Raw genomic sequence first — 14,812 nt, forward strand, 5'->3', positions numbered from 1 at the left:
CCGTGGTGATGGGTATCGCTTCGCTCAACGCCATCCTACGAAAAGCCATGCTTCCCTGGAATTGTAGGAGCGAGCTTGCTCGCGAAGGGGGGGCAGGTGGGCTGGGTGTTTCGGTTTGACGCCGTTCCCTCTCCCCAGCCCTCGGCTGCGTGCCCCGCCCTGAAGGGAGAGGGGGCTAGTCCGTGCCGAGAAGGGATTTGGTGTCAGCCGGGTACTCGGTACAAGCCGGCTAACGCTGAAGCATCAGCGCACGCCGAACGGTCCCCTCTCCCTTCAGGGAGAGGGTTAGGGAGAGGGCGCTCTTGAGGATGCGCACCGCCCCCACCGGCAAACACCGTTCGCGAGCAAGCTCGCTCCTACGAAAAGCGACAGTCCGGGGCACCAACAATAAAAAAGGCCTCCCGAAGGAGGCCTTAATGTTGCCGCTACTTATAGGTATTCGTGGATCAGACGCTGTAGTACAGGTCGTATTCCAGCGGGTGCACGAAGGTGCGCACCTTGATTTCTTCCTCGGACTTCAGCTCGATGTAGGCGTCGATGAACTCGTCGGTGAACACGCCGCCCTTGGTCAGGAACGCGCGGCCCTTGTCGAGTTCTTCCAGCGCCTCTTTCAGGCTGCCGCAAACCTGCGGGATTTCCTTCGCCTCTTCCGGCGGCAGGTCGTACAGGTTCTTGTCGGCGGCATCGCCGGGGTGGATCTTGTTCTGGATGCCGTCCAGGCCGGCCATCAGCAGCGCGGCGAAGGCCAGGTAGGGGTTGGCAGCCGGGTCCGGGAAGCGCGCTTCGATGCGGCGGGCTTTCGGGCTGGAGACGTACGGGATACGGATCGAGGCGGAACGGTTGCGGGCCGAGTAGGCCAGCATGACCGGGGCTTCGAAGCCCGGGACCAGACGCTTGTAGGAGTTGGTCGACGGGTTGGTGAAGCCGTTCAGGGCCTTGCCGTGCTTGATGATGCCGCCGATGAAGTACAGGGCGGTGTCGGACAGGCCGGCATAGCCTTCGCCAGCGAAGGTGTTCTTGCCATCCTTGGAGATGGACATGTGCACGTGCATGCCCGAGCCGTTGTCGCCGTACAGCGGCTTCGGCATGAAGGTCACGGTCTTGCCGTAGGCGTCGGCGACGTTGTGTACGCAGTACTTCAGGGTCTGGACTTCGTCAGCCTTGGCTACCAGGGTGTTGAACTTCACACCGATTTCGTTCTGGCCGGCGGTGGCGACTTCGTGGTGGTGAACTTCGACCACCAGGCCCATTTCTTCCAGGGCGTTGCACATGGCGGTACGGATTTCGTGGTCGTGGTCGACCGGCGGTACCGGGAAGTAGCCGCCCTTCACGCCCGGACGGTGGCCCTTGTTGCCCGACTCGATGTCGGCGTCGGTGTTCCAGGAAGCCTGCTCGGAGAAGATCTTGAACATCGAGCCGGAGATGTCGGACTTGAACTTCACTTCGTCGAAGATGAAGAACTCCGGCTCCGGGCCGACGAAGACGGTGTCGCCGATGCCGGTGGACTTCAGGTATTCCTCGGCGCGCTTGGCGATGTTGCGCGGGTCGCGCTCGTAGCCTTGCATGGTGCTCGGTTCGATGATGTCGCACACCAGGATCAGGGTCGGCTCTTCGGTGAACGGGTCCAGCACGGCGGTGCTGTCGTCCGGCAGCAGGATCATGTCGGAGGCTTCGATGCCTTTCCAGCCGGCGATGGAGGAGCCGTCGAACATCTTGCCGGCTTCGAAGAAGTCATCGTCCAGCGCGTCGCGGGCCGGCATGGTGACGTGCTGCTGCTTGCCTTTGGTATCGGTGAAGCGCAGGTCTACCCACTTCACGTCATGGTCTTTGATCAGTTGGTGCGACTTGTACGACATGCTGTCCTCCAGGAGGGATTAGAGCTGGGAGCTTTCTGTGCCCCAGTATCGGGTGATGCCGGCCGGAATACTCCGCCAGGGCAACCTGCCTCACAAGAGAGCAAGTAGCGTGCCAGTGCCCGATTTTGGACAGGGCCCCGCGCTACAGGGCTTTGCGCACGGTAGCTGGCGCGGATGACGGAATTGTTGCACCGATTTGGTGCTACACAATGGTGCATGAGTCCATTTTGGTGCACTAAAAAGAATCTGCGCCCGACTGCTCAAGTCTTGAGCAATTTCGGGTATAATTCCGCCCCTTTTTTTCGTCCTTTCGCGTTCGCGCCTGTCCCGCATGAAACTCATCGTCAAGGTCTTCCAGGAAATCACCATCAAGAGCCGGCCGGTGCGCAAGCGCTTCATCCGCCAGCTCGCGAAGAACATCCGCACCGTGCTGCGCGACCTGGACCCGGCGCTGCTGGTCGAGGGCGAGTGGGACAATCTTGAAGTGGAAACCCGGGTGACCGACGCCAAGGCCCTGCGCGAGATGATCGAGCGCCTGACCTGCGTGCCGGGCATCGGCCACTTCCTGGAAGTGCACGAATACCCACTGGGCGACTTCGACGACATCCTCGAGAAGTGCAAGCAGCACTTCGGCCACCTGCTGCCGGGCAAGGTTTTCTCCATGCGCTGCAAGCGCGCCGGCAAGCACGCCTTCACCTCCATAGACGTGGAACGCTACGTCGGCGGCGGCCTGCGCCAGCACTGCGGCGCGGCCGGGGTGTCGCTGAAGAACCCGGAAGTGCAGGTGCGCGTGGAAATCCGCCACGACCGCCTGTACGTCATCCACGCCCAGCACGAGGGCCTGGGCGGCTACCCGCTGGGCGCCCTGGAGCAGGTGCTGGTGCTGATGTCCGGCGGCTTCGACTCCACCGTGGCGGCCTACCAGATGATGCGCCGCGGCCTGATCAGCCACTTCGTGTTCTTCAACCTCGGCGGCCGCGCCCACGAGCTGGGCGTGATGGAAGTGGCCCACTACCTGTGGGAGAAGTTCGGCCGCTCGCAGCGCGTGCTGTTCGTCAGCGTGCCCTTCGAGGAAGTGGTCGGCGAGATTCTCACCAAGGTCGACGACAGCTACATGGGCGTGACCCTCAAGCGCATGATGCTGCGCGCCGCCAGCCGCGTGGCCGAGCGCCTGGAGCTGCACGCGCTGGTCACCGGCGAGTCGATCTCCCAGGTGTCCAGCCAGACGCTGCCGAACCTCTCGGTGATCGACCGGGTGACCGACACCCTGGTGCTGCGCCCGCTGATCGTCAGCCACAAGCAGGACATCATCGACACCGCGACGAAGATCGGCACCGCCGAGTTCGCCAAGCACATGCCCGAGTACTGCGGCGTGATCTCGGTGAACCCGACCACCCAGGCCAAGCCCTACCGCGTCGAGCACGAAGAGACCAAGTTCGACATGGCCGTGCTCGACCGCGCCCTGGAGCGCGCCACGCAGATGACCGTCGACCGTGTCATCGACGAGCTGGGCAAGGACCTGCCGGTGGAAATGGTCGGCGAGGTGCTGCCCGGGCAGATCGTGGTCGACATCCGCCACCCCGACGCCCTGGAAGATGAACCCCTGGCGCTGGAAGGCATCGAAGTGCTGGCCATGCCGTTCTACGCGATCAACAGCAAGTTCAAGGAACTGGACCCCAACCGCCAGTACCTCCTGTATTGCGACAAGGGCGTGATGAGCCGCCTGCACGCCCACCACCTGGTCAACGAAGGGCACACCAATGTGCGGGTCTATCGACCTGCAGGCGACAGGCCGCAGGCGGCAGGCGGCAGGCAGTGATAGGCGCCCGACCGACCCGCAATGCGGTGGAGCCGCAGCAACTGCGGCCTCCCGACCCTGTAACCGGATTTGCACAAATCGCCTGCAGCCTGACGCCTGCAGCCTGAAGCTTTCTTTATCGAGACAGACACCGTGATCGAAAATCTCCGCAACATCGCCATCATCGCCCACGTCGACCATGGCAAGACCACCCTGGTGGACAAGCTGCTGAAGCTGTCCGGCACCCTCGACCGCAAAGAAGCGGAGTCCGAGCGCGTGATGGACTCCAACGACCAGGAAAAGGAACGCGGCATCACCATCCTGGCGAAGAACACCGCGATCAAGTGGAACGGCTACAACATCAACATCGTCGACACCCCCGGCCACGCCGACTTCGGTGGCGAGGTGGAGCGCGTGATGAGCATGGTCGACTCCGTGCTGCTGGTGGTCGACGCCCAGGACGGCCCCATGCCGCAGACCCGCTTCGTGACCCAGAAGGCCTTCAAGGCCGGCCTGCGCCCGATCGTCGTGGTCAACAAGATCGACCGCCCCGGCGCGCGTCCGGACTGGGTCATCGACCAGATCTTCGACCTGTTCGACAACCTCGGCGCCACCGATGAGCAGCTCGACTTCCCGATCGTCTACGCCAGCGCCCTGAACGGCATCGCCGGCATGGACCACGAGAAGATGGACGACAACATGGACGCCCTGTTCCAGGCGATCATCGACCACGTCCCGGCCCCGGTGGTCGACGTCGACGGCCCGTTCCAGATGCAGATCTCGCAGCTGGACTACAACAGCTTCCTCGGCGTGATCGGCATCGGCCGCATCACCCGCGGCAAGGTCAAGTCCAACACCCCGGTGGTGGCGGTCAGCGACGACGGCAGCAAGCGCAACGGCCGCATCCTGAAGATCATGGGCCACTCCGGCCTGCAGCGCGTCGAAGTGCCGGAAGCCGAAGCCGGCGACATCGTCTGCGTCTCGGGCATGGAAGAACTGTTCATCTCCGACACCTTGTGCGATCCGCAGAACGTCGAGGCCCTGCCGCCGCTGACCGTCGACCAGCCGACCGTGAGCATGACCTTCCAGGTCAACGACTCGCCGTTCGCCGGCAAGGAAGGCAAGTTCGTCACCAGCCGCAACATCAAGGAGCGCCTGGAGAAGGAACTGCTGCACAACGTGGCCCTGCGCGTCGAGCAAGGCGACAGCCCGGAGAAATTCAAGGTCTCCGGCCGTGGCGAGCTGCACCTGTCCGTGCTGATCGAAACCATGCGCCGCGAAGGCTTCGAGATGGCCGTGGGCCGTCCGGAAGTGGTGATCATCGAGAACGAGGCCGGCGAGAAGCAGGAGCCCTACGAGAACGTCACCATCGACATCGAAGAGCAGCACCAGGGCTCGGTGATGGAACAGATGGGCCTGCGCAAGGGCGATCTGAGCAACATGATCCCCGACGGCAAGGGCCGCGTGCGCCTGGAATACACCATCCCGGCGCGCGGCCTGATCGGCTTCCGCAACAACTTCCTGACCCTGACCTCGGGCACCGGCATCCTGACCTCGACCTTCAGCCACTACGGCCCGATCAAGGCCGGCGAAGTCAGCAACCGCCAGAACGGCGTACTGGTCTCCATGGCCACCGGCACCGCGCTGACCTACTCGCTGGAAACCCTGCAAAGCCGCGGCAAGCTGTTCCTCGGCCCGGGCGACGAGATCTACGAAGGCCAGCTGGCCGGCATCAACAGCCGCGACAACGACCTGGTGATCAACCCCACCAAGGGCAAGAAGCTCGACAACATGCGCGCGTCCGGCAAGGACGAAGTCATCGCCCTGGTTCCGCCGATCCGCTTCACCCTGGAGCAGGCGCTGGAATTCATCGCCGACGACGAGCTGGTGGAAGTGACGCCGAAGTCCATCCGCCTGCGCAAGAAACTGCTGAACGAGAACGACCGCAAGCGCTACGAACGCGCCAAGGTCTGATCCCGACCGCAGCATGAAGAAGGCCCCGCCGGAGCGATCCGGCGGGGCCTTTTTCATTTTTCCGTGGCGCCTGATCGGCTTGCGATGCGCATCCTGAAATGCTCGTCCGGCTCGCTCACGCAGCGCCGGCAAGCCTTGCACTGAAACATCCGCTTGCCCTGGTGCCGGCCGTCGACGAAGCCCATGCGGAAAAAGTGCTCGTGGTTACCGCAGCGTGGGCATTTCAGGGCGGGCAGTTCGGGCCGCATGCCCAGCTTGACCTTCGCCTCCCATTCGCCGCTGGGGTCGAGCCTCAGCAGCCACTGGCGGAACGCCCTGACCCAGCGGGACAGCATCCTGTGCGACACCCCCAGCCGTTCGCTGGCATTGGCTATCGAGCGTTGTTGCGACAGCAGGGGCAGGAACGCCTCCAGCTTGTCGCAGCGCAGGAAGCTCTGCAGCGCCGTACCGGTACGCCGGTTGAAGCCCTTGCCGCAGTGCCGGCAATTGAAATAGGGAATGCCGTTCGGCGGCCTGCCCCGGTAGCGCAACACCACCTGGTGGCTACCGCAGTGATGGCAGGGCGGCGGTGTTGGGTCCTTGGACAGGACTTCGTCGATGTGCCGTTGCAGGAAGGCGGTCAGTGCGGGGTCTTCGTGCCGGGGGATGTCCTGGCCACGGTCGAGGATGGGCAAGGCGTGGTCGAGTTGGCGGCGGGGCATGGGGCGGGCTTTGCGTGACATCGGAGCGCTATTTGAGCTGCGGCGCCGGCACCTTGTGAATGTGCTCCGTGGGTGACTGGGCATAGTTCGGAAAAGGCCTACGCAAGGAGGCTGGAACTCCTCAAGGCCCCATGCCGAGTAGGGGAATAGAGTCCGCCGGGTCAACGATTACCCCGCGCGAGCCCCCCGATATGGACATCCGCCGCCCCCTCTATCAAGCCATCGCCAGCGCCCTGGCCGGCATCCTGTTCCTCGAGCCCATAATCGCGACCGCCGCCCAGTTGGCGGTGGATGCGGCCGCCGGTGGCAACACGCAGATCGGCGCGGCGGGCAACGGCGTGCCCATCGTCAACATCGCCACGCCCAATGGCAGCGGCCTCTCGCACAATAAATTCAGCGACTACAACGTCGGCCAGCAGGGCCTGATCCTCAACAACGCCACCGGCAAGACCCAGGGCACCCAACTGGGCGGGATCATCATTGGCAACCCCAATCTCAAGGGCCAGGCGGCGCAGAAGATCCTCAACGAAGTCACCGGCGGCAGCCCCTCGCAACTCAAGGGCTACACCGAAGTGGCCGGGCAGGGCGCCCACGTCATAGTCGCGAACCCCCACGGCATCACCTGCAACGGCTGCGGCTTCATCAACACCCCGCGCGCCACCCTCAGCACCGGCAAGCCGATCCTGGCCGGCGAACGCCTGCAGGGTTACGACGTCGACGGCGGCGAAATCGCCATCGAAGGCGCCGGGCTCAATGCCAGCAACCTCGACCAGTTCGAGCTGATCACCCGCAGCGCCAAGCTCAACGCCGACCTGTACGCCAGGCAGCTCACCGTGGTGGCCGGCCGCAACACAGTGGACGCGCAAACCCTGGCCGCCACCGCCAAGCCCGACGACGGCAGCGCCAAGCCGCAACTGGCCATCGACAGTTCCGCCCTCGGCGGCATGTACGCCAACACCATCCGCCTGGTGGGCACCGAACAGGGCGTGGGCGTGAAACTGGCCGGCAACATGGCGGCCAGCGCCGGCGACATCCGCATTGATGCCAACGGCAGGCTGGAATTGGCCCAGGTGGCGGCCAGCGGGGACCTGGCTCTGAAGGGCCAGGACGTGGCACTGAACGGCCCGGCCTATGCCGGGGGCAGTGCCAGCGTGCAGGCCAGCGGGGCGCTGAGCAATGCGCAGAGCCTGGCGGCGGGCTCGGCCATCGAACTGAAGGCGAACCAGCTCAGCAACAGCGGCGTGATCGAGGCCGGCGTCAATGCCGACAACAGTCGCAATGCCCGCGGCGACGTGGCGATCGATGCGCAGAACCTGCGCAACAGCGGCAGCCTGATCGCCACGCGCCAGCTGCGGGCCCGCGCCGCCGTGCTCGACAACCGCAACGGCCAGATCGGCGGCCAGCATATCCACATCAGCGGCGGCGCCCTGGACAACCGCCTCGGCCTGTTCGCCGCCGAGCAGAGCTTGCGCCTGGACCTGGCCAGCCTCGACAACAGCGGCCAGGGCACCCTCACCAGCCGCGGCACCCTGCACGCCAGCCTCGCCGGCAAGCTGGACAACAGCGCCGACGGCCTCATCCACAGCGCCGGCAATCTCACGCTGGCGGCGCAGCACATCGACAGCAGCCGGGGCGAAATCTCCACCCAGGCCGATGCCGACATCCGCACCCGGCAACTGAGCTTGCGCGGCGGGCGCCTGCTGGGCAACGGCGCGCTCGGCCTCGACCTGCAGGGCGGCGACCTGGACAACAGCCAGGGCGGGCTGCTCAGCGCCGGCACCCTGCGCTTCAAGCAACTGGGCACGGTGGATAACCGTGGCGGCGAAATCTCCAGTCAACAGAGCTTCGCCCTCGGCGCCCGGCTGCTGGACAACCGCGACAGCGGCCGCATCATCAGCGCCGGACGGCTCGACCTGCAGGCCGACCGGCTGCTCAACGCCAGCCTGGGCCTGCTGTCCGGCTGGCAGGGGCTGAGCGTCGGCGGCGGCAGCCTGGACAACAGCCAGGGCGGCACCCTCTCCAGCAAGGCCGGCGCGCTCGCCGTCAGCCTCGCCGGCGCACTGAACAACGCCAGCCAAGGCGCCCTGGTCAGCCAGGGGGACCAGCGGATCAGCGCGGCCAGCCTGGACAACCGCGGCGGCATCGTCTCCGCCGAGGGCAACGTCGAACTCGCCATCGCCGACACCCTCGACAACCGCGACGCCGGCCTGATCGACGCCCAGCGCCGGCTCGACTTCAGCCACGCCGCCACCCGGTTGCTCAACCAGGGTGGGCAGATCAGCGCCGGCAGCCTGCTGCTCAAGGGCCGTAGCCTGGACAACAGCGGTGGCCAACTGCTCAGCCAGGGGGCCCTGGAGGCGACGTTGAGCGGCGCGCTCATCAACGCCAACAACGCCCGCCTGAGCAGCGGCGCCGGCCTGCTGCTCAAGGCCGCCAGCCTGGACAATCGTGGCGGCCAGCTGTCCAGCCAGTCCACCCTCGAGCTGATCCTCGGCCAGGGCGGCCTGGACAACCGCGATCGCGGCACCCTGGCCAGCCAGGGCGCGTTGCGCATCGAGGCGCTCGGCGGCCGCCTGCTCAACGGCAACGACGGCCTCGTCCACAGCGTCGACAGCCTCAGCCTGCGCGCCGCCGGCCTCGACAACCAGCAGGGGCAGGTTTCCAGCCAGGGCGACGCCAGCCTCGCCCTGAGCGGTGCGCTGAACAATGCCTGGGGCCGCATCCAGAGCGACGGCGGCAAGCTCGACCTGGGCGCCGCGAGCATCGACAACAGCGGCGGCATCCTCAATGCCGCCCAGGGCCTGCTCCGGATCGTCACCGGCTACTTCGGCAACGACGCCGGCGTGGCCCAGGGCGTGAACCTGGACGCCCAGGCCACCGGAGGCATCGGCAACCGCCAGGGGCATCTCGCCGCCACCGCCGGCCAGGCCAAGATCGACACCGGCGGCGCAGCCCTGGACAACCGCGACGGTGGTCTCTACGCGGGCAACCAGCTGACCCTCGCCGCCGGCGACTTCCTCAACGGCAACGGCAAGGTCGGCGCGAAAGGTATCGACTTCAGCCTGCGGGGCGCCCTGAACAACGACGGCGGCCTGATCGAAGCCGGCGACTGGCTGAGCCTCGACGCCGCCAGCCTGAGCAACGCCCAGGGCCGCCTGCGCGCCCTGGGCCAGAGCGGCAGCACGCGGATCGCCACCCGTGGCCTGCTCGACAATCGCCAGGGCACCCTGGAAACCGCCGCCGACACCCTGCAACTGAGCGGCGGCGCCCTGCACAACGCCGGCGGCACCGTGTTGCACGCCGGCAACGGCCAGTTCCTCGTCGACCTGGGGCAACTCGGCCAGGCCGGCGGCCACTTTATCACTCAGTCCGCGCTGGACATCAACGCGCCGGACTGGACCCTGAACAGCAGCCTGCAGGCCCGCCAGCTCACCCTCAACGTCGACCGCCTGCAGCTCGGCAGCGACGGCCAGCTGCTGGCCGTGCAGGGCTTTGACGGCAGCGGCGGCCACTGGCGCAACGACGGGCTGATCGCCAGCGACGCCGGCCTGAGCCTGAACCTGAGCGGCACCTACGGTGGCGCCGGGCGCCTCACCAGCCTGGGCGACCTGAGCCTTGGGGCGAGGCAGGTCGAACTCGGCGCCGCCGCCAGCATCGCCGGCGGCAGCGCGGCCAGCGTCACCGCCAACGGCCTGAGCAACCACGGCCGCATCAGCTCCGCCGGCGACCTCGGCGTGCGCGTCGCCAGCCTCGACAACTTCGGCAGCCTCGGCAGCGCCGCCGGGCTGCGCGTGGAGGCCGGCAACCTGCTCAACCAGGGCGGACTGCTGTTCAGCGGCGGCGACATGGCGTTGCGGGTCGGCACCTTCAGCAACCGCGCCGGCGACCTCTACAGCCTCGGCAACCTGCACATCGCCGCCAACGACCAGAACGGCTGGGCGGCCAAGGTCGAGAACGTCTCCGGCAGCATCGAAAGCGCCGGCGCCCTGACCCTGCTGGCGCAGGACTTCGACAACCGCCGTGGCGACGACTTCCGCATCGGCCAGCACATCGTCGCCGGCAACATCCGCCTGTACGCCGACGACATGTGCGACGGCAAGGGCTGCGAATTCCGCTTCCAGTCCTGGGAGCGCTACGAGGACGTCATCACCCAGGACTCGCCCCAGGCGACGATCACCGCCGGCGGCGACTTCATCTTCCGCGGCGGCGCCTTCGCCAACCTCTACAGCAGCATCGCCTCGGGCGGCGACATCGACATCCAGGCCGCCAGCTTCCGCAACCAGGGCGCGGCCGGTGGCGTGGAGCGGCACCTGGACGGGGCCTTCTACACCCGCACCGACGCCTACTACTGGACGTTCCGCAGCAACCAGGAACTCTACAACCGCTACAACGACCCCAACTCGCCGGACTACGACCCCGGCGCCCTGAGCCGCCAGCAGGTGCTGGAGTCCGGCGGCTACCCGGAACACAACTTCCACAACCTCATGATCTCCGAGGTGCAGGTGTCCGGCGCCCCGGCGGCCAGCGCGGTGATCCAGGCCGCGGGCAACGTCAGCATCATCGCCAGCGAGCAATTCGACAACAGCGTGGTGCGCCGCGACGCCGGCGCCCAGAGCATCGACCCGCGCGACGTGAGCACGGCCACCGGCGCCGCCACCGGCCAGTTCGCCATCACCTCGCAGCTGCCGCCGGACCTGGCGCAGCAGCAGGTCAACCCACTGGAACTTCCCGGCTTCAGCCTGCCCAGCGGCGGCAACGGCCTGTTCCGCCTCAGCGGCGAGGACGGCAGCGCCGGCGCCCGGAACGGGCCCGATCTCGCCGGCCTCGGCCAGGGGCTTTCCCGCGTCCAGGGCGTGCCGGGCAACGCCGCGCCCGGCAACAGCCACAAGTACCTGATCGAGACCAATCCCGAGCTGACCAGCCTGAAGAGCTTCCTCGGCTCCGACTACCTGCTGGGCCTGCTCGGCTACGACCCGGACCAGGCGCAGAAGCGCCTGGGCGACGGCCTCTACGAGCAGCGCCTGATCCAGCAGGCGCTGGTGGCCCGCACCGGCCAGCGCTTCATCGACGGCATGGCCAGCGACGAGGCGCTGTTCAAGTACCTGATGGACAACGCCATCGCCTACAAGGACAGCCTCAACCTGACGGTCGGCGTGGGCCTGACCGCCGAACAGGTGGCGGCGCTGACCCACGACATCGTCTGGCTGGAAGAGGCCGTGGTGAACGGCGAGAAGGTACTGGTGCCGGTGCTCTACCTGGCCCAGGCCGACAACCGCCTGGCGCCCAACGGCGCGCTGATCCAGGGCCAGAACCTGAGCCTGATCAGCGGTGGTGCACTGAACAACGCCGGCACCCTGCGCGCCAGCGGCGACCTCGGCGCCAGCGCGGCGAACATCGGCAACAGCGGCCTGATCGAAGCGGGCAAGCGCCTCGACCTGCTGGCCACCGAGAGCATCCGCAACACCGCCGGCGGCATCCTCAAGGGGCGCGACGTCAGCCTCACCGCGCTGACCGGCGACGTGATCAACGAACGCAGCATCACCACCCTCGACCTGAGCGCCGGCAACGACCGCATCCACAAGGAAATCGCCAACGCCGCCGCCCGCATCGAAGCCAGCGGCGACCTGGCGATCAACGCCGGGCGCGACCTGCTCAGCGTCGGCAGCGCGATCCAGGCCGGCGGCGACGCCTACCTGCAGGCCGGGCGCGACCTGCGCCTGGAGGCCGCCGAGGAAACCGACAGAGCCGATTTCCAGAGCCGGCGCATGCAGGGCAGCCTCGCCAGCACCACCCAGCACGCCAGCGAAATCAGCGTCGGCGGCAACCTCGATGCCAGCGCCGGCCGCGACCTCAGGGTCATCGCCAGCCACATCGACGCCACGGGCGACATCGCCCTGGGCGCCGGCCGCGACGTCACCCTCGCCTCGGCGGCGAACGAAGACCACAGCCAGACGAAGTACAAGGGCGGCGGCAAGAAGGTCGAGCAGCAGGACGACCAGGTGCGGCAGCAGGGCAGCAGCCTGAGCGCGGGCGGGGACGTGGTCGTCAGCGCGGGGCAGAACCTCACCCTGGTGGCCAGCCAGATCAGCGCGGGCAACGAAGCCTACCTGGTGGCCGGCGACAAGCTGGAACTGCTGGCGGACTACGACAGCGACTACGCCCTGTACAGCGAGGAGAAAAAGGGCGGCTTCGGCAGCAAGAAGACCCAGCGCGACGAAGTCACCGACGTGAAGGCGGTGGGCAGCCAGATCAGCGCCGGCTCCGACATCACCCTGCTCAGCGGCGGCGACCAGAAATACCAGGGCGCGAAGCTCGAAAGCGGCAACGACATCACCCTCCTCAGCGGTGGCTCGGTGACCTTCGAAGCGGTCAAGGACCTGCACCAGGAAAGCCACGAAAAGAGCAAGGGCAACCTGGCCTGGCAGTCCGCCAAGGGCAAGGGCCAGACCGACGAGACCCTGCGCCAGAGCCAACTGATCGCCCAGGGCGAACTGGCGATCAAGTCCGTGGAAGGCCTGAAGATCGACATCAAGCACATCGACCAGAAGAGCGTCGGGCAGACCATCGACGCCATGGTGCAGGCCGATCCCGACCTGGCCTGGCTGAAAGAGGCCGAGGCGCGGGGGGATGTGGATTGGCGGCGGGTGCAGGAAGTCCACGACGGCTGGAAGTACAGCAGTTCGGGAATGGGGCCGGCTGCACAATTGGCGGTAGCGATCATCCTCAGCGTTGCCACATATGGGGCCGCAAGTACCGCAGTCGGCACAGCAGCAGGGGCCACTGCAGGTTCCAGCACCGCTATGGCCGCTGCGGGAGTCAGTGCAACGGGGGCAGCAGTCGCGGCGGGTTGGGGCAACGTGGCGTTGGCCAGCGCTGCCGCCTCACTGGGGTCCACCGCCGGTATCAGTCTCATCAACAGCCAGGGGAACCTCGGAGCTACTCTGGACGATGCCCTGAGCAGCGACAGCCTCAAGCAGGCCATGATCGCCGCGGGGGTAGCGGGCTCCATGGCGGCATATGGGCCCGAATGGTTCGGCGGCAAGACCGATCCCACCACGAACACCACCACGGCAGCAGGCAAGGGCATTGGCGCCATTCCAGACCTTGCCAACCCCGAGGCCTGGTCACGCTTTGCGGGTATGCAACTGGCACAAGGTGCGTTGACTGGTGCAGCCAATGACCTTCTAGGTCAAGGCAACTTCAGCGACTCCATGCAAGGCGCCCTCTACGGCATCCTGCAAGCCTCCGCGTTCAAATATGTCGGCGATCTGGGATTCCCCAGCGGCGGGGTACAGAACACCGTGGCGCATGCCATTGCGGGAGGCTTACTGGCTGAGGCCATGGGGGGGGACTTCAAGACGGGTGCCATGGCTGCGGGCGCGAGCGAAGCGCTGGCCAATGTGCTCACCAGTGGTTTCCTGGAGGGCGACAGCGAGAAGGCCAAACGTATGCAGCAGGCTGCGGCACAATTGGCCGGCATCGTAGCGGCGGGTAGTGTCAATGGCGATCTGCAGATGGGAGGAGATATTGCCAAGAATGGCATGGCCTACAACCGGCAGTTGCACCCGACAGACAAGGAGCTAGCTAGGAGCCTCGCAGAGCGTAGTGGGGGTAAATACACTGCCGAGCAGATTGAAGAGCAACTGCGACTCTCCAATGTGAAAGGCAGCGATATCGGGGCCGGAACGGACATCCTCGCCAATAGGGAAGACATCTACGATACAGGAGGAAATTGGGTGGAGCTGGATAACGGCCAGTATCTACAGCAGTTCGCCAAGCTCGATCTGGACATCGTTACCTATATTCAGTCCAGCACTGATGCGTATAGCTGGGCAGCATTCCCTATAGCCCCGGGCCAGGATTGGGCCAAGGCGCCTGCTGCTGGTAGTGAGTCACGCGACCGGTTAACGGGGTATGTTTTAGATGAAACTGGCAGATATACAGTTCCCATTACAGTTGAGGGTGTTAGTTATTCTCCACGGTTTTTGCCCTGCGCATCTGCTGAGTGTATCGCTGTTGGTGCAAATATAGATTTATCAAATGCAGAGACCTTGCGATACCTAAAGGCTGCTGATGCAAAATCACTTAATGGCTTAGGTAAAATTCTGAGTATGGGGGCGATAGTGTCCTCTGGAGGCGCTGCGACAGGGTTAGCCTTTGCTTCAAATATACCTGCTCTTATGTCGGGGTACATGAAAAGTGATTTCTCCGGTGCATTGACATCCGCTGCATTAAGTTCTGGGTTCGAATCTTATGCACGCTCTAGAGGCCTATCCCCAGAGGCTGCAGGGAAGATTGCGAACGTGCTAAATGTTATGGGGGCTTGGGACGGTATTATTGAAAGTGGAAGGAATAACTTTAAATGAGGCTATTTGGTTTCTTGAAAAGATATAGATTGGTTGTTCTTGCTTTTTTGATTGTGAGTGGGTTTGGAAACTCATTGAGATTTATTGGCGAGTGGAATAATTTTTGGGTGGTCGTAA

5 protein-coding genes are annotated in these 14,812 nt (G+C 65.4%); 3 read left to right on the forward strand and 2 right to left on the reverse strand.

Annotated features, from left to right (window positions below; all coding sequences use genetic code 11):
- Positions 1-446: 446 nt before the first annotated feature.
- Positions 447-1,856, reverse strand: coding sequence for a glutamate--ammonia ligase (gene glnA, locus M8R19_RS18135; RefSeq protein ID WP_074980078.1), 1,410 nt, complete (start codon positions 1,854-1,856; stop codon positions 447-449).
- Between the two features lie 331 nt (positions 1,857-2,187).
- On the opposite strand from glnA, the gene thiI reads away from it, so the two are divergent.
- Positions 2,188-3,675 carry a tRNA uracil 4-sulfurtransferase ThiI gene (gene thiI / locus M8R19_RS18140; protein WP_249918508.1) on the forward strand — a complete coding sequence of 496 codons (1,488 nt, stop codon included), beginning with the start codon at positions 2,188-2,190 and terminating at the stop codon, positions 3,673-3,675.
- 132 nt (positions 3,676-3,807) lie between these two features.
- Positions 3,808-5,628: a translational GTPase TypA gene (gene typA, locus M8R19_RS18145; protein ID WP_009613807.1), complete on the forward strand. Its 1,821-nt coding sequence runs from the start codon at positions 3,808-3,810 to the stop codon at positions 5,626-5,628.
- Between the two features lie 53 nt (positions 5,629-5,681).
- Here typA and M8R19_RS18150 read toward each other — a convergent pair whose 3' ends face one another.
- Positions 5,682-6,329 (reverse strand): DUF746 domain-containing protein, encoded by a 648-nt coding sequence (locus tag M8R19_RS18150; RefSeq protein WP_181926027.1) that lies wholly within the window; start codon positions 6,327-6,329, stop codon positions 5,682-5,684.
- A gap of 191 nt (positions 6,330-6,520) precedes the next feature.
- Here M8R19_RS18150 and M8R19_RS18155 point away from each other — a divergent pair, with 191 nt between their 5' ends.
- Entirely contained in the window at positions 6,521-14,695 is an 8,175-nt protein-coding gene (locus tag M8R19_RS18155; protein WP_249918509.1) for a two-partner secretion domain-containing protein, read from the forward strand.
- Positions 14,696-14,812: the final 117 nt, after the last annotated feature.

The sequence above is a fragment of the Pseudomonas sp. R3.Fl genome (genome assembly GCF_023516765.1).
Classification (GTDB): Bacteria; Pseudomonadota; Gammaproteobacteria; order Pseudomonadales; family Pseudomonadaceae; genus Pseudomonas; species Pseudomonas citronellolis.

Excerpts from the sequence above, each read along its gene's own strand:
- glnA (WP_074980078.1), bottom strand. The coding sequence starts at position 1,856 with ATGTCGTACAAGTCGCACCAACTGATCAAAGACCATGACGTGAAGTGG.
- thiI (WP_249918508.1), top strand. The coding sequence starts at position 2,188 with ATGAAACTCATCGTCAAGGTCTTCCAGGAAATCACCATCAAGAGCCGG.
- M8R19_RS18150 (WP_181926027.1), bottom strand. The coding sequence starts at position 6,329 with ATGCCCCGCCGCCAACTCGACCACGCCTTGCCCATCCTCGACCGTGGC.
- M8R19_RS18155 (WP_249918509.1), top strand. The coding sequence starts at position 6,521 with ATGGACATCCGCCGCCCCCTCTATCAAGCCATCGCCAGCGCCCTGGCC.